Below are 19,955 nucleotides of genomic sequence, written 5' to 3' on the forward strand. Positions count from 1 at the left end.
CCACGGGAGGCGAGAGTTGGCGATCACGGTTATTTGTTCTTGCGCCTAGATAAAAGGCCAAGTTCAATCGCCGCCTTGTTCAGGGGGAGCTTACTATGTCGTTTCGATCCACACGGTCCTTGCATCTGCTCGTCAGTTGCTCGCTTGTCGGCCTTTTGGCTGCGGGCGGCGCGATGGCGCAGGATGCGCCCATTGTTCAGCCTGGAGCCCCCGGTCAGGCGACCCGCGCCCTGACGGCTGAAGACGCGGTGCGGATCGCAGACAACCGCTTCTCGACCGACGACGTACGATTCATGCAGGACATGATCGTGCACCACTATCAGGCCGTGCAAATGGCCGCCCTGGTTCAGGAACGCACGAATCGACAAGCGCTGATTGATGTGGCGGGCCGCATCAATGTGGCCCAGGCTGACGAGATCGCCTTCATGCAGCGTTGGCTGAAGGAGCGTGGTCAGGATGCGCCTAATCCCGCAGGCGATCCGCACGCCATGCACAATGCTCAGCAGGGGCATGGCCAGCACCATATGATGGTCGGCATGGCGACGCCGGAACAGATGAACGCCTTGGCGGGGGCTCGCGGCCCCGCGTTTGATCGCCTGTTCCTGGAATTGATGATCGCCCACCATGATGGCGCGGTGAAGATGGTCGAGCATTTGCTGGGTCGTTCAGGCTCGGCCTATGATCCGATCCTGTTCGAATTCGCGAATGACGTCACGAATGAGCAGCAGGGCGAGATGCGGCGGATGACGGCGCTGTCGCGCGAGCTCTCGGAGGATCCGCGCTCGACTCTCGCCGCTGGATACCGTGATGCTGGACAGGCGATCCGCAACCTGAACCTGATCGGCAACCTGCCCAAGCCGGCCGGATTCTACGACCCCAGCAATCCTGTGGGCCTGCCGCCTCCCCTCCCGGCTGAAGCCGACAGTGACAAGACCGCTGGGCGCGCAGAGGATACTGAAGATCGATTCGGCAAGCGGGGACCCTTCCTCAGCTTCGCCAACACCGACATGGCCTTTGCCGGCGATCTGCTGGCGGTCGGCAATTATCATGGCTTCAACCTCTACCGTCTCGGCCAAGGTGAAATGCCGCAACTGATCAGTTCGGTGGTATGCCCAGGCGGCCAGGGCGACGTCTCCATCGTCGGGGACTTGCTGCTCATGTCGGTGGAGCAAACCAGCGGGCGTGTGGACTGCGGGCGCGATGGAATTACCGAGGATGTGAGCGCTGATCGATTCCGTGGCCTGCGCATCTTCGACATCAGCAACCCGCTTCAACCGATGCAGGTGGGGCAGGTCCAGACTTGCCGTGGTTCGCACACTCACTCGGTAGTGTCCGTCAACGACAAGAGCATCATCGTCTACAACTCAGGCACGTCCTCGATCCGTGACGAGCGCGAGCTGGCGGGCTGTGTTGGTCCGGTCGCGGGCGACGCCCGCACCGCCCTGTTCCGTGTTGATGTCATTGAGATCCCTATAGAGCAGCCTGCGCTGGCCCGGATCATCGACAGTCCTGGCGTCTTTGCCGACAGCCAGACCGGGCAACTCGCCGGTTTGTGGCAGGGAGGAGACCACGGCGAGGGGACGCAGGAAACCAGCCGGACAGACCACTGTCACGACATCACCGTTTTCCCGACCGGACAACTGGCGGCCGGCGCCTGCTCCGGGAACGGCATCATCTTCGATATCTCGGACCCTCGGAAGCCGAAACGCATTGACGCCGTCACGGACAAGGGCTTCGCCTACTGGCACTCGGCGACGTTCAACAATGACGGCACCAAGGTTCTGTTCACTGATGAGTGGGGCGGTGGCTCGCGCCCGCGTTGTCGGGTGCAGGATCCGACGAACTGGGGCGCCAACGCGATCTACGACATCGTCGATGGTAAGCTGGAATACCGTAGCCATTATAAGCTGCCGGCGGCCCAGACGGACAAAGAAAACTGCGTCGCCCATAACGGCTCGATTATTCCAGTTCCCGGCCGCGATATCTTCGTGCAGGCTTGGTATCAGGGCGGTGTGTCTGTCATGGACTTCACCGATTCCTCCAATCCGGTTGAAATCGCCTATTTCGACCGTGGGCCGATTGACGCTGATCACGAGATTCTCGGCGGCTACTGGTCGACCTATTGGTTTGGCGGGAACATCTACGGCAGCGAGATCGCGCGCGGCCTGGACGTGCTGGCCCTGCAGCCCAGCGATCATCTGAGCGCGGCCGAGATTGCGGCAGCGAAGCTGGCGAACCAGGGCGGCGTGTTCAATCCGCAACAGCAGTTCCCCGTGACCTGGCCGAACCATCCGGTGGTGGCTCAGGCCTATGTGGATCAGTTGGCGCGTCAGAACGTCCTGGCGGCCGCGTTCATTGCAGATCTGACCACGGCTCTGGGGCAGGCCGCGTCGCTTGTCGAAGCGGGGACGAAGGATGCGGCTCTGGCGGCTAATCTGGACGCGCTGGCGAAGGGCTTGAGCACGGCTGGGGCGGATGCGGCTGCGGCTGCGACGCGCCGTATCGCTGCTCTGAGAGCCGGACTGGAAGGGGTCTCGGCGCAACTGCGCTAGGCTTCATGAGGCTGGAGAAGCGCTTGGGGCGGATGAAAGTCCGCCCCAAGACGCATGCTGATCTTTCGGCAATCAGCGTGGTTTTTCGGCAGGGCAGAGCTTAAGGCTGGGCGGTATTCTTCACCGTGTCAGCGAGTACTCTCATGGATATCCGCGATCAGATCGTTCTCATCACTGGCGGCGCGCGTGGCGTCGGCGCGGCGGCGGCGCGGGCCTTTGCGGGGCAGGGGGCGCGGGTCGTGATCAACTGGCGGGCCAGCGGCGAGCAGGCGCAAGCCTTGGCGACCGAGCTGGGCGAGCGCGTGATCGCCGTTCAGGCCGATGTGACCGACCGGGCGGCGGTCGAGGTCATGGTGGCGAAGGCGCAGGCCCATTTCGGCGCGCCGATCAGCACCGTGGTCAACAACGCCCTGGACTACAGCTTCAACGGCGACGCCCGCGCGCAGATGGCCGACATTCCGTGGGAGGACATGGCGCGCCAGTTCTCGACCGTGATCCGGGGGGCGCTGAACGTCATTCAGGCGACGGCGCCGGGCATGAGTGCGCAGAAGTTCGGCCGGGTGGTCAACATCGGCACCAACCTGTTCCAGAATCCGGTGGTGCCCTATCACGACTACACCGCCGCCAAGGCGGCTTTGCTCAGCCTGACGCGGACGGCGGCGGGCGATCTGGGGCCGTCGGGCATCACGGTCAACATGGTCTCGGGCGGTCTGCTGCGGACGACGGACGCCAGTGCGGCGACGCCGGACGCGGTGTTCGACCTGATCGCGGGCATGACGCCTCTGCGTTCGGTGACGACGCCGCAGGAGTTCGCCGACGCGGTGCTGTTCTTCGCCTCGCCGTGGAGCCGAGCGGTGACGGGGCAGAACCTGGTGGTCGACGGCGGACTGGTTCGGGACTGAATATGAAAAGGCCCCGCCAGTTCGCTGGCGGGGCCTTTCTGTTTAGTGGCGAACCGGGTTCGCGCCCTCGAAGGTCATGAAAGGGGCGGGAGCGCCGCTGCCGAAACGCATGACGTCGTAGCGTTCGGGGGCGTAGCCGGGGGCCTCCATGCCGGGCGAACCGGTCGGCATGCCGCCCACGCCGATGCCGCGAGAGGCGCCCGGCGTCTTCAGGAAGGCGTTGACGGCGGCGGCCGGGACGTGGCCCTCGATCACCTTGCCGTCGACGACGGCGGTGTGGCAGGACCACAGGGATTGCGGCACGCCCAGACGGACCTTCACCGGGGCCAGATCATCGGTCGGGACAATTGTGATGGCGTAGCCGGCCTTGCGCATATGCTCGACCCAGCCGCCGCAGCAGCCGCAGGAATCGCTCTTGTAGACGGTCATGTCCGAGGCCTGGGCCACAGTCGGCAGGCCGTTCAGCAGGAAGCCCGCGCCGCCCAGGATGGCGGCGCCGAAGGCGAGGGTGGCGATCTTCATCTTCTTCATGCTCAGGCGGCCTCAGCCGGATAGCCGGCGGCGTCGAGCGCGGTCAGCAGGGTTTGACGGTCAGCGCTGGTCGTCACCTCGACGCGGCGGGCCTCGATGTCGGCGGTGATTTGGGCCGAGGCGTCGACGGCGTGAATGGCCTTCTCGACGCTGGCGACGCAGCCGCCGCAGCGGATCTTGGGAATGGTCAGGGCGATCATGGGGTGACTCCTTGGGAAGCGGCGGCGGGCGAACCCGCCAGGTCGGACAGGATGGGGCAGTCGGGGCGGTCGTCGCCGGCGCAGCAGCGCGACAGGTCGCGCAGGGCGTCGGCCATGGCCTGCATCTCCTTGATGCGGGCGTCGAGGTCGGCGACGTGCTTTTCGGCCATGGCCTTGACCTCGCGGCTGGGCCGGTTGCGGTCGCGCCACAGGGACAGCAGGCGGCTGATCTCCTCGACCGAGAAGCCCAGACTGCGGGCGCGGCGGATGAAGCGCAGGTCGTTCAGGTCGCGCTCGCTGAAGTCGCGATAGTTGCTCTCGGTCCGCTCGGACGGTCGGATCAGGCCGACGGATTCGTAGTAGCGGATCATCTTGGCCGAGACGCCGGTGGCGAGGGAGGCCTTGCCGATGTTCATTGGGCGGCTCCTTCGAAGCGCGGCTTAAAGGCGCGCAGGCGCAGGGCGTTCAACACGACGCTGACGCTGGACAGGGCCATGGCGCCGGCCGCCAGCATGGGCGACAGCATGTAGCCGAAGGCCGGGTAGAGGACGCCCGCCGCGACCGGGATGAGCAGGACGTTGTAGCCGAAGGCCCAGGCCAGGTTCTGGCGGATATTGCTCATGGTGGCGCGCGACAGGCCGATGGCGCTGACCGCGCCGCGCGGACGGCAGCAGGCCGGGGACGAAGAGGACGAAGCTGGTCAGGACGAAGCTGACCAGGCGCCAGGTCTGCACGTCTATGGTTTCGGCGAGCCAGTGATGCATGCCGGGGAGAAAGTGCGAGCCCATCTCCAGCACGAACAGGGGCAGGGTCGCCACGCCCGCGATCAGGACGGCGCGGCCCAGGTTGCGGATCTCGGCGGCGCGGGCGGCCTGTTCGCGGTCGCCCGCGTCGGCGTCGCCTTGTTCCGGGTGTTCCAGCCCATAGCCCGCCTGCTGCACGGCGGCGGCCAGATCGCGGAAGGACACAGCGCCGGAGAGGAAGCGGACGGTAGCCCGCTCGGCGGCCAGGTTGACGTTGGCTTCGGTCACGCCGGGCACGGCGCGAATGGCCTTCTCGACCCGGCCGACACAGCTGGCGCAGGTCATGCCGAGGACCGGCAGGTCGAGGATTTTCAGGGAGGCGGCGGACATCGGCGGAGCCTTTCGTCGTTTACAGCCTGATCCTTCTAAACCTTCCCGTCATGGGAAGGTCAATGCCTCAAAAAGCGAGGCGACGATCCCGCTCGTGCTCGGCGTAATAGTCTAGGCGCGTCTGTGCCGTCCTGTCGCAAGGGGCGTCGCGCCGAGCCGCGTAATAGCAGTGAAGCCCGCGTCGAAATCGTCAGGCGCGGTACGGTACAAGAAGGATGATCCCCCCTATGTCGAGCATGGCTCTCGATCGCAGGTCCCTGTTGCGCGGCGCGGCTGCGGGCGGCGGGCTGCTCGGCCTTTCGGGCCTGATGCCGGCCTGGGCGCAGACGGGGTCGCCGGGTCTGCGGGCCGATCTGCCGACGCTGACGGGGCCGAATATCGACCTGACGGTGGGCCATTCCAACTTCACCGTCGGCGGGCGCACTGGCCACGCCTTCACCGTCAACGGCCTGCTGCCCGCGCCCCTGCTGCGGATGCGCGAGAGCCAGAACGTTCGCCTGTCGGTGACCAATACTCTGGACGAGGACACCTCGATCCACTGGCACGGCCTGTTGCTGCCGTTCCAGATGGACGGGGTGCCCGGGATCAGCTTCCCCGGCATCAAGCCGCGCGAGACCTTTGTCTATGAGTTCCCGATCAGGCAGTCGGGCACATACTGGTATCACAGCCATTCGGGGATGCAGGAGGCTATGGGCCACTATGGCCCCATCGTCATCGACCCGGCGGGCGTCGATCCCGTCGGTTATGACCGCGAGCACGTGCTGGTCCTGTCGGACTGGAGCTTCCTGCATCCGCACGAAATCCTGGCCAAGCTGAAGAAGAGCCCCGGCTACTTCAACATGCAGAAAACGACGCTGGCGGGCCTGCTGGACGGATCGGACGGCATGGATCTGGTCGAGCGTCGAATGTGGGCGGGGATGCGAATGGACCCGCGCGACATCCTCGACGTCAACGGCACGACCTATACCTATCTGATCAACGGCCATGGGCCGGAGGAGAACTGGACCGGCCTGTTCCGGCCCGGCGAGCGGGTGCGGCTGCGCCTCATCAACGCCTCGGCCATGTCGATCTTCAACGTCCGCATTCCGGGACTGGCCATGACCGTGGTCCAAGCCGACGGCGAGCATGTGCGTCCGGTCGAGGTGGACGAGTTCCAGATCTCGGTGGCCGAGACCTATGACGTCATCGTGCGTCCGACCGAGGACCGCGCCTACACCATCGTGTCGGAAGCTATCGACCGTTCGGGCATGGGCCGCGCCACCCTGGCGCCGCGTCTGGGGATGACGGCGGAGGTCCCGCCGCTGCGCAAGGTTCCGAACCTGACCATGGCCGATATGGGGATGGGCGGGATGGATCATGGAGCGATGGATCACTCAGGCCACGGCGGCGCCGCCGCCGCGCCGATGGACCACGGCGCCATGAGCATGCGTGACCCCAACAACGCCCCCGCCGACATGGCGGTCGGCGTCGGTGTGGACATGGTCTCGCCCGCCCCGGCCAACCGACTGGGCGAACGGCCGCAGGGGCTTCAGGACGTCGATCACCGGGTGCTGGTCTATACCGACCTGCGCGCGCTGGAGCCGAACAGGGACACGCGTCCGCCGTCGCGTTCGATGGAAATCCACCTGACCGGAAACATGGAACGCTTCATGTGGGGCTTTGACGGGCGCAAGTTCTCGGAGCTGGTCGAGCCGATCCGCTTTGAGCTGAACGAGCGGGTGCGTGTGACGCTGGTCAACGACACCATGATGGCGCACCCGATCCACCTGCACGGCCACTTCTTCGAGCTGGTCAACGGCCACGACGGGCATCAGCCGCTGAAGCACACGGTGAATGTGGCGCCGGGCTCCAAGGTGACGTTCGACCTGACCGCCGACGCGCCGGGCGACTGGGCCTTCCACTGCCATCTGCTGATGCACATGCATGCGGGGATGTTCAACGTCGTCACGGTTCGTCCGCTGGAAGGAGCCGCCCGATGAGCCGCGCCCTGTTCGCCGCCGTCGCGGTTCTTCCCCTGATGCTGGCCGCCGGTTCCGCCCTGGCCCAGACGCACGGCGGGCATGCAGGCCACGGCGCCCATGCGGCGCCCGCCCGTCCGCCGCAGGCACGCCCGAGACTCGCGCCCAAACCCAAACCACCCGCCGCCGCGCCTCGGCCTGCTGCGCCTGCGGCACCGATGGCGGCGGACCCGCACGCGGGTCATGACATGAGCGGTCATGCCGGACACGGCGCCCAACCGGCTCCGGTCGATCCTCATGCGAGTCACGCGACGAGCGCCGCTCCGGCGGCTGCGACCGACCCGCACGCCGGGCATGACATGAGCGGGATGCAGACGGCCCCCGCCGCCGACCCTCATGCCGGTCACAACATGGCCCCGGCGGCTGATCCTCACGCGGGTCACGATATGGGCCAGACCCCGGCGGCGGACCCCCACGCAGGTCATGACATGTCGGCCATGGCAGGCGGTGCGCCCAACATCCCGACCAGTGCGGACGCGGTCGGCGGCCGCATGGTCGAGACGCCGCCGCCCGCCGCCGCCCGCGCTACGCCGGCCCATGCGGCGGACCTGCTGTTCGATCCCGCCGTCATGGCGGCGGCGCGCAAGCAGTTGCTGGCCGAGAACGGCGACGTGCGCACCACGGGGGTCCTGATCGACACGCTCGAAGCCAGCTTCGGCGACGACGAGGAAGGCTACAGCTGGAACGCCCAGGGCTGGACCGGCGGCGACATCAACCGCTTCTGGTGGAAGACTGAAGGCGAGGGCGCCTTCGACGGCAAGCTGCACGACGCCGAGGTCCAGGCCCTCTATAGCCGCGCCGTCGCCCCCTTCTGGGACGTGCAGGCCGGTGTGCGCCAGGACTTCCGGCCCGACGGCGACGACACGACCCATTTGACGCTCGGCGTCCAGGGCGTCGCGCCCTACTGGTTCGAGGTGAGCGCCGCTGCGTTTCTATCGACCGATGGCGACCTGACCGCGCGCGCCGAGGCCGAATACGACCAGCGCCTGACCCAGAAGTGGATTCTGCAGCCGGCGGTCGAAGTCGCCCTGTCGGCCAGCGATATTCCTCAGCTGGAGATGGGGTCGGGCCTGACCTCGGTCACGGCGGGGCTGCGCCTGCGCTATGAAATCCGCAAGGAATTCGCCCCCTACGTCGGCGTGGAGTGGAGCCGGTCGTTCGGCGACACCGCCGACTACGCTAAGGCGCGCGGCGACGACGTGGAGGCGACGCGCTTCGTGGTCGGGATCAAGGCCTGGTTCTGATGACGAACCAGGCGGTGCGGCGGATGGGCGCGTACGGCGATCAAGGTCGTGCGAACCGTTCGCGTTGTGCTATCTGATGCCCATGGCCAAGGGTGGATTCAGGACAATGGTGTTGGGGGCGCTTCTGGCGCTCGTCATCACCATGTTCGGTCTCGTGCCCGTCGCCGACGCTGCGGTCTGTGGCCCTGAGCTGCCGCATGATGTGGCGACGGCTGATGGGCTGTCGTCGAAGTCCACGATGCGGATACGGACGACCACACGGGTCCGGATGGGGGTGCGGCTTGCGCCCACGGCCATTGCCACCATGCGGCCAACGCCCTGATTCCCTTCCTGGAAACGCCTGCTGCGGCCTTTTCAGGCGTTGCGCGACTGTCTCCCCTGCCGAGCGACCTGCTGACGTCGCGCGTGCCCGGCGGACTGGAACGCCCTCCCCGAAGCTGAGCGGACGCCGCGCCGATGGGCGCGTCTTCTTGTCAGTCATTCGGGATATGAACCATGTCTTCCCTGAAACGCCGGGGGCCGCTTGCGGTCGTCGGCTGCGCCCTGGCCGCCTGCGCGGTCTGGGACGTCGGTCCCGTCCGGGCCGACCCCGCGCCTGCCTATGAAATCCTGCTGGAGCGGATAGGGCGGAACGCCCCTGCCCAGGTCGAGGCCGACGCCCTGCTGGAGGCCGCCGAGGCGCGCCTCCGCCAAGCCGGCGTCCGCGCCAATCCAGAGCTGGCCCTGCGCGCCGACGGCGTTCTGGGCGGCAAGCCCTATGCCGGATGGGGCGAAGCCGAGATCAGTCTCGACCTCACCCAGAACCTGGAACTGGGCGGGCGTCGCGGCGCCCGCGTCGATGTGGCCCGCGCCGAGGTCGGGGTCAGCGCCCTGCGCCGCGAACAGGCGGGGATCGACACGGTCGCCCGTCTGGCCCTGACCTATGCCGAGGCGGAGGCGGCCGAGCGCCGTTTCACTCTGGCCGAGGACGCCCTGACCCTGGCCGTGGCTGACGCCCGCGCCGCCCTGGTGCTGGTGGAGGAGGGGCGCGAACCGCTGCTGCGCGGCATCCAAGCCGAAACCGAGGCGGCCATGGCGCGGGCGGCGGTTGAGGATGCCCGCGCCGAACGTGACGTGGCCTTCGCCCGACTGACCGCCGAGGCCATGCTGCCGACGCCAGTGACGTCGGTAGAGGCCGGGGTGCTGGACCGGACCTCGCCGGCGGCGCCCGACGCCGCGGCTTCGCTGGCGGTGCGGGTGGCCGAGGCTGAAGCCGAGGCGGCTGAGCGTCGCATCGGACGCGAACGGGCCGAGGCCCGACCCAATGTCAGCGCCTCGCTGGGCGTGACCCGCTATCAGGCTGAGGACGCCACAGCCCTGACCGTGGGCCTGTCCATGCCACTGCCTCTGTTCGACCGGAACCGGGGCAATATCGACGCGGCGCGGGCCGAGCATCGCGCCGCCGAGGCGCGGGTGGCGGGGGCGCGGCTGGCCGACGCCGCCGACCGCAGCGCGGCCCTGGCGCGGCTTCGCGCCTCGGCCAGTCGGGTCGCGGCGGGCGACATGGGCGTGGCCTCGGCCGAGGAGGCCTACCGCCTGTCGCGGCTGGGGTTCGAGGCGGGGCGGATATCCCAGTTGGAGCTGCGCTCGACCCGCGTGGCCCTGATCTCGGCGCGCGACGCCGCGGTCGAAGCCCGTCTGGCGCGGGTGCGCGCCGAAATCGAACTGGCGCGCCTGCAAGGCCGCGCCCCCTTTGAAGGAGGTCGCTGATGCGTCCGTTCCAGACTTATCGCGCCCGGCTGCTGGCCGGCGCCGCTGTCGCCGTTCTCGCCCTGGGCGGGGCCGTCTTCCTGCTGACCCGCGAGGGGACGGAGCCGGCGGTCGCCGAAGCCGCCGAGGCGGAGGTAGCGCCCGAGGCGCCCGAAGGCGTCGTCCTGCTGACCGCCCAACAGATCCAGGCTTCGGGCATTTCCGTCGTGGCGGTCGGACAGGGCGGCGGCGGCGAAGTGCGTCTGTCCGGTCGGGTCGAGCCGATGATCGACGCCCGCGCGGCGGTCGCGGCCCCGGTCGGCGGGCGCGTCGAGCGGGTTCTGGTTGCGCCGGGACAGGCGGTGCGCGCCGGTCAGGTTCTGGCCGTCGTGGTTAGCGGCGACGCAGCCGTCATCCGCGCTGACGCCGACGCGGCCTCCGCCTCGGCTGACGCGGCCCGCAGCGCCTATCAGCGCGACCGCCGACTGGCCGAGCAGGGCGTGGTGGCGCGTCAGGACGTCGAGACGGCCCACGCCCGCTACGTCGGGGCGGAAGCCGCCGAGCGCGCCGCGCGGGCGCGGGCCGCCGCCAGCGGGGCGCCGAATGCATCTGGTCGCCTGAGCGTGACGACGCCGATTTCGGGCGTGGTGACCTCGGTTCTGGTCGGCCCCGGCGGCTTTGCAGCCCAGGGCGGAGTCGTGGCCGAGGTGGCCGATCCGGCCCGGGTCGAACTGGTCTTTCACGCCCCGCCTCTGGCCGCGGCCCAGGTGCGGCTCGGCCAGAGCTTGCGAGCCCAGGGACCGGCCGGAGAGTTCGACGCTGTGGTCATCGGCGTGGCGGCAGGGGCGGGCGGCGAAAGCGGCGCCACGGTCATTCGCGCGCGTCCGGTCGAGGGTCAGGCGCCGCCGGCGGGGGCGTCTGTTGCGGGCGTGCTGACGATGGCGGGGGCGTCGGACGGGCTGACCGTGCCGACCGAGGCGGTGCAGACCATGGAGGGGACCGCCGTGGTCTTCGTCCAGGTCGAGGGCGGCTTTCGGGCCGCGCCGGTGCTGACCGGGCGTCAAGCCGGGGGGTGGACTGAAATCCTGCGCGGGCTGGACGGCGACGAACGGATCGCCGCTGCCGGGGCCTTTCTGCTGAAGGCCCAACTGGGTTTCGGCGACGCCGACCACGGCCACTAGGGGAAGGTCTGATGTTCAAACTCATCATTGAGGCCTCGGTCCGCCATCGCTGGTTCGTGGTTCTGGCGGCGGCCCTGATCGCGACGCTCGGCCTCTATAATCTGACGCGTCTGCCCATCGACGCCGTGCCCGACATCACCAATCGTCAGGTGCGGATCACCACCCTGGCGCCGGCTCTGGCGCCCGAACAGGTCGAGCGACAAGTCACCTATCCGCTGGAGACGGCGATGGCCGGGCTGCCGGGACTGGAGAGCACCCGCTCGCTGTCGCGCAACGGCTTCAGCCAGATCACTGTCGTCTTCACCGACCGCACCGACATCTATTTCGCACGCCAGCAGGTGGCCGAGCGGATGCGCGGCGCCTCCCTGCCCGAGGGTGTCGAACCGGCGCTGGCGCCAATCACCACGGGCCTGGGCGAGGTGCTGATGTGGACGGTGGACTATGCGCCGTTCGACGCCCGCAAGGTCAAGGCAGGCAAGCCCGGCTGGCAGGCTGACGGCGTCTATCTGACGCCGGAGGGCGAGCGGCTGACCACGCCGGCGCAGCGCGCGACCTATCTGCGGACGGTGCAGGACTGGATCATCGCGCCGCAGATGCGGACTACGCCGGGGCTGGCGGGGATCGACGTCAACGGCGGCTTTGTGAAGGAGTATGCGGTGCGGCCCGACGTGGCCGCCCTGACCCGCTACGGCCTGTCCGTCACCGATCTGGCGACGGCGCTGGAGCGGGCCAATGTTCAGGCCGGCGCCGGCCATGTGCAGCGCGCGGGCGAGGCCCTGGTGGTGCGGGTCGACGCGCGGGCCGCCACAGTCGACGATCTGGCTCAGGCGCCGGTCGTCAACCGGGCCGGGCTGACGGTGCGGGTCGCAGATGTGGCCAGGGTCGAGATCGGCCAGGCGCCGCGTCTGGGCGGCGCCAGCCGCGACGGGCATGAGGCGGTGCTGGGCACGGCCCTGATGCTGGCCGGAGAGAACAGCCGCACCGTGGCGCAGGCGGCGGCCCGGCAACTGGCGCGCGTCGGCGACAGCCTGCCGCCCGATGTGGCGGCCGTGTCGGTGCTGGATCGCAGCCAACTGGTCGATTCCACCATCGCCACCGTGGCCCGCAACTTGGCCGAGGGGGCCATGCTGGTCATCGTCGTCCTGTTCCTGCTGCTGGGCAATTTCCGGGCGGCGGCGATCACGGCCCTGATGATCCCGTTGAGCTTCCTGTTCGCCGTCATCGGCATGAACCGTTTCGGCATCAGCGGAAACCTGATGAGCCTGGGCGCGCTCGACTTCGGCCTGATGGTCGACGGCGGGGTGGTGGTGATCGAGAACACCCTGCTGATGCTCAGCCAACGGCGGGGCGAGCTGGGGCGGCCGCTGGTCGTGCGCGAGCGTCTGGACATCGCCGCCCGCGCGGCACGCCAGATGGTCAAGCCGGCGGCGTTCGGACAACTGATCATCCTCCTGGTTTTCACGCCCTTGCTGCTGCTGGAAGGGGTGGAGGGCAAGACCTTCGTGCCGATGGGCGCGACCGTCATGCTGGCCCTGGTCGGGGCCTTCGTCTTTTCCTTCACCTTTGTTCCGGCGATGACGGCCCTGCTGGTGCGCGAGCCCAGGGACGTCCGTCTCGGCGCCAAGGGTCAGATCGAAGAGCATGAGACGCGCCTGTTGCGCGTCGCCCGGCGGGGCATCGAACCGGCGATCCGAGCGGCGGCGGCACGACCCAAAGCGGTGTTGGCGGCGGCTCTGGCTGCGCTGGCGCTCGGGGCCGTGTCGTTTGCGACCCTGGGGCGCGAGTTCGTCCCGACGCTGGACGAGGGCGACATCGCCATGCAGGCGTCGCGCGTGCCGTCGGTCTCGCTGGAGCAGTCGCTTCAGATGCAGAGGGGGCTGGAACGGGCCATCAAGGCCATGCCCGAGGTCGAGACCGTCTTTTCACGCACCGGCACCGCCGAGGCGGCGGTCGATCCCATGCCGGTCAATGTCTCGGACAGCGTCATCATCCTGAAGGACCGCAAGGCCTGGCCGGACCCTAAGCTGACGAAAGAGGAACTGATCGAGCGGATCGAGCAGACGGTCGGCCAGCAGATCGGCAATGCCTTCGAGTTCAGCCAGCCGATCGAACTGCGGTTCAATGAGCTGATCTCGGGCGTGCGCAGCGACCTGGCGGTCATGATCTATGGCGAGGATTTCGAGCAGATGAAGGTGGTCGCCGACCAGGTGGCCGATCGCCTGCGCCAGACGCCGGGCGCGGCGGACGTCAAGGTCGAACAGGTGTCGGGCCTGCCCACCCTGACGGTCAGCGTGGATCGCTTCAACGCCGCCAGCTACGGCCTGTCGGCGGCGGACGTCAGCGAGACGGTGTCTGCGGCGGTGGGCGGCGCGCAGGCGGGCCGCATCTTCGAGGGCGACCGCCGCTTTGACGTGGTGGTGCGTCTGGCCGACGAGGCGCGCAATGACCCGGCCAGCCTGGCCGCCCTGCCTGTCGTCGCCGCCAGCGGGGTGATCGCGCCCCTGTCCTCGGTCGCCGTCATTCAGACGGGGGAGGGGCCGAACCAGATCAGTCGCCACAACGGCAGCCGCCGCATGGTGGTCCAGGCCAATGTGCGCGGTCGCGACCTGGGCGGCTTTGTCGCCGAGGCTCAAAGGTCGGTGGCTGATGTTCCGCTGCCGACCGGCTATCGGCTGGAGTGGGGCGGGCAGTTCGAGAACCTGAAACGGGCCGAGCAGCGATTGTCGCTGGTCGTGCCGGTGGTCTTCGTCCTGATCGGCGTCCTGCTGTTCATGGCCCTAGGGTCGTTCACGGAGGCGGGGCTGGTCTTCGCCTGCGTGCCTCTGGCCCTGGTCGGCGGGGCCTTGGCCCTGTTGCTGCGAGGGATGCCCTTCTCGGTCTCGGCGGCGGTCGGCTTCATCGCTGTGTCAGGGGTGGCGACCCTGAACGGGCTGGTGCTGATGCAGGCGATCCGCGAACGGCTGGAGGCCGGGCTGGCCCCGCTAGAGGCGGCGGTTCAGGGGGCGTGCAGCCGGTTGCGCGCGGTGCTGACCACGGCGACCGTGGCCATCGTCGGCTTCCTGCCTATGGCTCTGGCGCACGGGGCGGGGGCCGAGGTGCAAAAGCCGCTGGCGACCGTGGTGATCGGCGGCCTGCTGACCGCCACAGCCCTGACGCTGCTGGTCCTGCCGAGCCTTGCGGCGCGGACGGTGAAAAGGCGGGATGCGGTTTAACCGCCGGCATGAAGGAGACAGAGCCCCCTGCGGGGTGCAGGGGGCTCCGCAGGGACTTAGAACGAAACGCGGACGCCGATGCGGCCGGTGTAGTTCCTGTAGTCTTCGCCAGCGTCGGCCTTGGCTTCGACGAAGCCCGTCAGGCCGGTCTTCGAGGTGAAGGTCACGCCCAGTTGGTACTGGCCGTAGGCGTCGACCGCGGTGTTGGCGAAAGTGCTGTCGGCCGCGCCCGAGGTGAAGCGGACGCCGTCTTCGCCGGCCAGTTCCTGCACCAGATGGGCCCCCAGGTAGTAGCCGATCTGGCCCTGGGCGATGGACCCGGCGCCGCCGAGGCGGGCGCCGGCCTTGGCGCGCAGGCCGTCCAGGGCTTCGAAGTCGATCACCGCGCCCTGCGAGGCCAGGGCGTCGAGGTCGGTGCGGCTGTAGGCCAGGCTGACCACGGGCTCGAAGAAGAAGGCTTGGGTCTCGATCTTTCCGTTGAAGCGGGCGCCGGTCTCGACCTGGAGACCGTAGCCGCGACCGTCGAGGTCTTCATCATAGCCGGCAGTGGTGCTGCGGGCCTGGATGTCGATCAGGTCGTACTTGGCCAGGGCGTTGACGAAGTAGCGACCCCGCTGAACGCCGGCGTAGGCGCCCAGGTTGAGGCCCTTGTAGTCGGCGCTGTCGGCCTTGTCCTTGAACTCCAGCGTCGAGTCGACATAGCCGCCGGTCAGACCATAGGTCACGCCCGTAGCGCCGATCACGCCCAGATCGACGCCCATCTGACCGCCCACGTGGTCCTGAGTATAGGACAGGTCGACGGTCTGATCGACGCCGTTGCCGGCGCGGATCAGGGTCTCGTCACGCTTGTCGGCGGCGCCATAGACCTGGCCCCAGACGCGGCGGTCGGAGGCCGCCTGGCTCGGATCGCGCAGGGCGGCGGTGTGGGCCGACCAGGCGTCGGCCGACTGACGCCACAGGGTCTGGGCGCCTTCGTTCAGCTTGAGCGTGCGGAAGACGGCGTCGCCTTCCGTCACGGCGATGAAGAAGTCGTCCGCGGCCACATCATGACGCACGCCGTAACGGGCGAAGCCGATGTTGGTGGTCTCATCCGCCATGGTGAAGGCGCCGGCCGCCGAACCGCCGGCGGCATCGACCAGTTTCAGAACGGCGCCCGGCTTCAGCTGAGCGGCGGTCTTGTAGTTCAGGGTGATGGTGGTCGTGCCTGTGGCGCTGCCGCCGACGACCAGTTGATCGTAAGTCGGTCCGCCGGTCGCGCCCGCGTCCATGTCCAGCACCAGACGTCCGTCCATGCCCACATAGTCGCCCGAGATCGTCAGAACGTCGCCCACGCGGCCGTCGGCCAGGTTGATGGTTCCAGCGTTCACGAAGCGCTCGAGACGCGCCAGGGTCGCATGGCCCTGCATCGTCACCAGGCCGGTGTTGACGAAGCGGTCGCTTCCGCCGCCGAAGTCGCTGAAGCCCGACAGGACGAAGCGTCCCGTGTTGTTGACGACGTCGTCGCCGGCGCCGAACTCGACGTTGCCGGTGATCAGGCCGCTGTTGTTCAACGTCACCTCGCCCTGGGCGAAGATCGTGCTCTGCTCGCCCCGGTTGATCGTGCCGGCGTTGTTGATCAGCACGGTCTCGCCTTCGGCGTAGATGGTGCTGACGCCGCGCATGGATTTCGTGGTGACGGAGGCGGGGTTGATGCTCCGCACGCCGCTCGTCAGGACGCTGGCGGCGCCGATGTTGAGGACGACGTCGCCGTCCTGGGAGGTGGCCAGTATGGCGTCGGCGTTGGTCGAGGTGATGGCGCCCGTCGTGGAGACGGTGATGTCGCCTTCGCCGCTGCTGGCCCGGATGGCCTGGTCGTGAGCGCTGACGGCGCCGGCCGTCACCAACATGTCGCCGACCTCGCTGCTGACGTTGACGCCGCGGCTGCCGTAGCCCGTGGCCGAGATGCTATTGACCTTGATCGTCGCCGTATTGCTGGTCGAGCTGGCCAGGACGCCATCGGAATCCTGGCCTAGGGTCGAGACCGAATTGACGTCGACGAAAATTCCGCCCCCGCCGTTCACGTCGACGCCATGGGCCTCGCTGCCTTCGGTGGAGATCGCGCCGGTGCTGACGACGCGGGCGACGCCGTCGGCATAGAGGTCAAGGCCGCTGCTGTCCGCGCCCGTGGTCGTGACCGAGCTGACGGTGACGTTCAGGTCGCCCGTGTCGTTCCGGGCGTCGACGCCCTCGCTGTAGTCGCCGCTCGTCGAGATCAGGCCTTGCGCGATGATCGTGACGAGGTCCCCGCCGCCGTTCACATTGATGGCGTCGGAACTGTATCCGCTGGTCGTGACCGTCGCCGTGGTGACGCTGATGTCGCCCGTGCTGGAGGCGTCGATGGCATCGGCGTTTTCACCGGAGGTCGAGACCGGGGCCTTGGCGACGATGATGATCTTGCCGCTGTCGCTTTCGGCCAGAATGGCGTCTGCGAAGTCGCCGGTGGTCGTGACGGCCTCCGCCGTGGTGATGGCGATGTCGGCGCTGTCGCTGCCGGCGCCGACCCCGTTGCCGTTTTCGCCGGAGGTCGAGATCGCGGCCAGGGTGAGGATGTCCACCGACCCGCTGTTGCCAATGGCGCGGACGCCGTCGCCGTAGTCGCCCGTGGTCGTGATCAGGCCATTGGCGACGATCTTGGCGATACCGCTGAGGCTGTGCGCGTAGAGGGCGGCGCCGCTCCCGCCGGTCGTGACGGCGGCGGCGGAAACCGTGACGTCGTTTTCGCTCTGGGCGGCGACGCCATAGCTGTCGTTTCCGGTCGTGGTGATCGAGCCGGTGCTGACGACGCTGACGGTTCCGCTGGACGCCTGGGCAGAGATGCCGCTGCTGCTGTCGCCGGTCGTCGTGATGGCGGCGGCGCTGTTGACTTGAACCGTGCCGGATTGGGTGGAGGCCAGGATGGCGTCGCTGTCTGCACCGCTCGTGGCCAGCGTGCCCGAGGCGTCAAGCGTGACATCGCCCGTGAGCGTCCAGAGATTGACGGCGTCGCTGTCGCTGCCCGTGGTCGAGACTGAACTGACCTCGGCCCGGATGTCGGACTGCAGAGCCTGCAGCCGGATGGCCGTGGCGAAGTCGCCCGTGGTCGAGACGGCGCCGTGGCTGATCAGGGAGATGTCGCCGCCCGCGTCGGCGGTTTCGGCGCTGATCCCATAGGCGCTGTCGCCGGTCGCGGAGACGGCGCCCTGGTTGGTGATGGAGATCGCGCCGCTCATGCTTTCCGCATGGACGCCGGCGCTGCCCATACCTGCGGTCGTGAGATCGCCGGAGTTTTCGATGGTCACGGCGCCCGAGGTGGTTTGCGCCTTGATCGCATGGGCGAAGTCCTCGGTGGTCGTCACGGAGCCCGAGTTGTTGATCTTCAGCGCGCCAGCCCCCGTGAGGCTGCTGATGCCCGTGCTGGACGACCTGATGTCGCCCGCGTTGGCGACGCTGACCGAACCGTCAATGCTCGTGGCGTAGACGCCGAGGCTGCCGGCGCCCGTGGTCGTGATCGTCCCCGAGGTGGCGAGATCCACATTCCCGGAGCCGAAGTTGTTGGCGGTGATCGCGTGGCTGTTGGCGCCAGCCGTCGTGACGGAAGCGATCGTGGCCGTGATGTCGCCCTGCTCGTTGGACAGGGAAACCCCGAGGCTGTTGTCGCCGATGGTCGAGACCGCGCCGGTGCTGACCAGGGTCACATCGCCTTCAAGGTTGCCGATGCCGATGCCGTTGGCGGCGAAGCCCGAGGTTGAGACCTCGCCGTGGTTTTTGACCAGAATGTCGCCCGTCTGGCTGGTGACGACAATGCCGGTCGCCCCATTCCCGGTGGTGGCGACGGTCCCGGTCGCCTCATTGGTAAGGGTGACTGCGCCGCTGACGCTTTGCGCCACGAGGGCGTGGGCGTTGTCGCTATACGTTGCGACATTGCCAGTGTTCAGCACGTTCACGGCGCCGCTGGACGAATAGGCCAGAATGCCGCGCGCTGCGTTGCCCACGGTCGTCAACTGGTTGGTATTTTCAACAGACACGGCGCCGGTGTTCGAGCGGGCTTCAATGCCGTGGCTGTCCTGGCCCGCTGTGGAGATCACGCCGTGGTTGGCGACTGTGACGGCGCCATTGCCTGACTCGGCCTTGATCGCTGCGCTTAGCGCGCTGGTGGTCGTGACGGCGCCGGTGGTGGTGATCGTGGTCCTGCCGTCGATGTTCTGCGTCAGGATGCCGGAACTGAAGAATCCTGCGGTCGCCAAACTGTCCGCTGTGACGGTGATGTCGCTGTGGTCGTTGGTGGCGAAGATGGCTGCGCTGTTGGCGCCCTGGGTGGCGCCTGAAGCGATATCAATCGTGATCGCGCCGGACCCGGCGGTTGCGCCGGATGAGGTGGCGCGGACAGCGTGGCTGCCGTTGTTGCCGCCGGTCGTAACGGAACCTGCCGTGATGTCGAGCGCGCCCCCAGTCATCTGGGCGATGACGCCGTGGCTGTTGTTGCTGAGCGTCGTCACGTCGGCGACTTCGATCACGACATCGCCGCCGGCCATGACATTGACGCCGCTGCTGAACTGGCCCTGGGTCTGGATCGTGCCGTCGCTTGTGATGCTCACGGCGCCGGTGACGGCGTTGACCCGGATGCCGTTGGCGTCGTGGCCCTGGGTCGAGATGTTCTCGACGTGGATGTCGAGGGCGCCGTCGTAGGTCGACGTTGCGATCCCGTTGGCGTTTGACTCCGTCGTGGTGATCGATCCTGCGTTGATGACGGTGTCGCCCGCGCCGTTGGAGGCCGAAATGCCGTCCCTGGTGCTGGTGATCGAGGACGAGTTGACGGTCAGCAGCCCCCTGTCCGTGACGGCGAGAATGCCGGTGCTGTTTGTGCCCGTCAGAAGGATGGCGCCGGCTTGGTTGATCGTCAGATCGCCGTCGAAGGTCGAGCCGGTGATGCCGCCGACATTGACGCCTGCCGAGTTCACCTGGGCGGCCGCTTCAAGATTGATCGTCAGATCATTCGCCGCCATCGCGCCGTAGGCGATGCCGTTTGCATAGGGGGCGCCGGCGGCCGTGCAGGTGACTGCGCCGTTGACCACGGCGCCGCACTCGTCGGGGGCGAAGGCCAGGGCGGGGGAGGTCAGGGCCACGGCGGCGCCGACCAGGGCCGAACCGATCTTAAGGCGCGAGCGCAGCGGCAGGGACTTGCCGATAGGTTGAGAAATAGTTACCGATGAGTGCGTGAAGGTGCGCATTTTGGTCC

General features: G+C 68.0%; 12 protein-coding genes and 2 pseudogenes. 8 read left to right on the forward strand and 6 right to left on the reverse strand.

Going from position 1 to position 19,955, the window contains the following annotated elements; all coding sequences use genetic code 11:
- Window positions 1–119: 119 nt before the first annotated feature.
- A complete protein-coding gene (locus tag DXK21_RS01220; protein ID WP_211305946.1) occupies window positions 120–2,552 on the forward strand; it encodes a DUF305 domain-containing protein in 2,433 nt (810 codons plus the stop codon).
- A gap of 143 nt (window positions 2,553–2,695) precedes the next feature.
- Entirely contained in the window at window positions 2,696–3,454 is a 759-nt protein-coding gene (locus DXK21_RS01225) for a 3-oxoacyl-ACP reductase (protein ID WP_114815969.1), read from the forward strand.
- 42 nt (window positions 3,455–3,496) lie between these two features.
- Here DXK21_RS01225 and DXK21_RS01230 read toward each other — a convergent pair whose 3' ends face one another.
- The 5 genes and pseudogenes from DXK21_RS01230 to DXK21_RS17005 all read right to left on the reverse strand — a co-directional run.
- Window positions 3,497–3,985, reverse strand: a complete 489-nt coding sequence (locus tag DXK21_RS01230; protein WP_114815970.1) for a DUF411 domain-containing protein — start codon at window positions 3,983–3,985, stop codon at window positions 3,497–3,499.
- A 2-nt stretch (window positions 3,986–3,987) separates the two neighbouring features.
- Window positions 3,988–4,185, reverse strand: a complete 198-nt coding sequence (locus DXK21_RS01235; RefSeq protein ID WP_114815971.1) for a heavy-metal-associated domain-containing protein — start codon at window positions 4,183–4,185, stop codon at window positions 3,988–3,990.
- Window positions 4,182–4,601 (reverse strand): Cu(I)-responsive transcriptional regulator, encoded by a 420-nt coding sequence (gene cueR / locus DXK21_RS01240; protein ID WP_114815972.1) that lies wholly within the window; start codon window positions 4,599–4,601, stop codon window positions 4,182–4,184. Before cueR ends, DXK21_RS01235 begins: the two co-directional genes overlap by 4 nt.
- A pseudogene (locus DXK21_RS16715) lies at window positions 4,598–4,846 on the reverse strand (haloacid dehalogenase); the annotation flags it as partial. The pseudogene DXK21_RS16715 and the gene cueR, both read right to left, overlap by 4 nt.
- A 322-nt stretch (window positions 4,847–5,168) precedes the next feature.
- Window positions 5,169–5,318, reverse strand: a pseudogene (locus DXK21_RS17005) (heavy-metal-associated domain-containing protein); the annotation flags it as partial.
- Window positions 5,319–5,545: 227 nt separating this feature from the next.
- Between DXK21_RS17005 and DXK21_RS01250 the strand changes: the two are divergent.
- The 6 genes from DXK21_RS01250 to DXK21_RS01275 all read left to right on the forward strand — a co-directional run bounded on the left by DXK21_RS01250 (window position 5,546) and on the right by DXK21_RS01275 (window position 14,701).
- Complete coding sequence (locus DXK21_RS01250; RefSeq protein ID WP_114815973.1) at window positions 5,546–7,297, forward strand: copper resistance system multicopper oxidase; 1,752 nt, start codon at window positions 5,546–5,548, stop codon at window positions 7,295–7,297.
- Entirely contained in the window at window positions 7,294–8,580 is a 1,287-nt protein-coding gene (locus DXK21_RS16830) for a copper resistance protein B (RefSeq protein ID WP_245945025.1), read from the forward strand. Before DXK21_RS01250 ends, DXK21_RS16830 begins: the two co-directional genes overlap by 4 nt.
- A gap of 76 nt (window positions 8,581–8,656) precedes the next feature.
- Entirely contained in the window at window positions 8,657–8,902 is a 246-nt protein-coding gene (locus DXK21_RS01260) for a hypothetical protein (RefSeq protein WP_114815974.1), read from the forward strand.
- A 173-nt stretch (window positions 8,903–9,075) separates the two neighbouring features.
- Window positions 9,076–10,329, forward strand: a complete 1,254-nt coding sequence (locus DXK21_RS01265) for a TolC family protein (protein ID WP_114815975.1) — start codon at window positions 9,076–9,078, stop codon at window positions 10,327–10,329.
- A complete protein-coding gene (locus DXK21_RS01270; RefSeq protein WP_114815976.1) occupies window positions 10,329–11,489 on the forward strand; it encodes an efflux RND transporter periplasmic adaptor subunit in 1,161 nt (386 codons plus the stop codon). The genes DXK21_RS01265 and DXK21_RS01270 overlap by 1 nt, the downstream gene beginning before the upstream one ends.
- Before the next feature lie 11 nt (window positions 11,490–11,500).
- Complete coding sequence (locus DXK21_RS01275; RefSeq protein WP_114815977.1) at window positions 11,501–14,701, forward strand: efflux RND transporter permease subunit; 3,201 nt, start codon at window positions 11,501–11,503, stop codon at window positions 14,699–14,701.
- Between the two features lie 56 nt (window positions 14,702–14,757).
- On the opposite strand, the gene DXK21_RS01280 is transcribed toward DXK21_RS01275, so the two are convergent.
- The gene (locus tag DXK21_RS01280) at window positions 14,758–19,947 is read right to left on the reverse strand and encodes a hypothetical protein (protein ID WP_114815978.1); all 5,190 of its coding nucleotides are present in this window, start codon (window positions 19,945–19,947) and stop codon (window positions 14,758–14,760) included.
- Window positions 19,948–19,955 lie beyond the last annotated feature (8 nt).

The organism is Brevundimonas bullata (assembly GCF_003350205.1).
Lineage (GTDB): Bacteria > Pseudomonadota > Alphaproteobacteria > Caulobacterales > Caulobacteraceae > Brevundimonas > Brevundimonas bullata.

Coding starts and splice junctions, on each gene's coding strand:
- DXK21_RS01225 (WP_114815969.1), top strand. CDS start 2,696: ATGGATATCCGCGATCAGATCGTTCTCATCACTGGCGGCGCGCGTGGC.
- DXK21_RS01265 (WP_114815975.1), top strand. CDS start 9,076: ATGTCTTCCCTGAAACGCCGGGGGCCGCTTGCGGTCGTCGGCTGCGCC.
- DXK21_RS01270 (WP_114815976.1), top strand. CDS start 10,329: ATGCGTCCGTTCCAGACTTATCGCGCCCGGCTGCTGGCCGGCGCCGCT.
- DXK21_RS01280 (WP_114815978.1), bottom strand. CDS start 19,947: ATGCGCACCTTCACGCACTCATCGGTAACTATTTCTCAACCTATCGGC.
- DXK21_RS01235 (WP_114815971.1), bottom strand. CDS start 4,185: ATGATCGCCCTGACCATTCCCAAGATCCGCTGCGGCGGCTGCGTCGCC.
- DXK21_RS01275 (WP_114815977.1), top strand. CDS start 11,501: ATGTTCAAACTCATCATTGAGGCCTCGGTCCGCCATCGCTGGTTCGTG.
- cueR (WP_114815972.1), bottom strand. CDS start 4,601: ATGAACATCGGCAAGGCCTCCCTCGCCACCGGCGTCTCGGCCAAGATG.
- DXK21_RS01230 (WP_114815970.1), bottom strand. CDS start 3,985: ATGAAGAAGATGAAGATCGCCACCCTCGCCTTCGGCGCCGCCATCCTG.
- DXK21_RS01260 (WP_114815974.1), top strand. CDS start 8,657: ATGCCCATGGCCAAGGGTGGATTCAGGACAATGGTGTTGGGGGCGCTT.
- DXK21_RS16830 (WP_245945025.1), top strand. CDS start 7,294: ATGAGCCGCGCCCTGTTCGCCGCCGTCGCGGTTCTTCCCCTGATGCTG.
- DXK21_RS01250 (WP_114815973.1), top strand. CDS start 5,546: ATGTCGAGCATGGCTCTCGATCGCAGGTCCCTGTTGCGCGGCGCGGCT.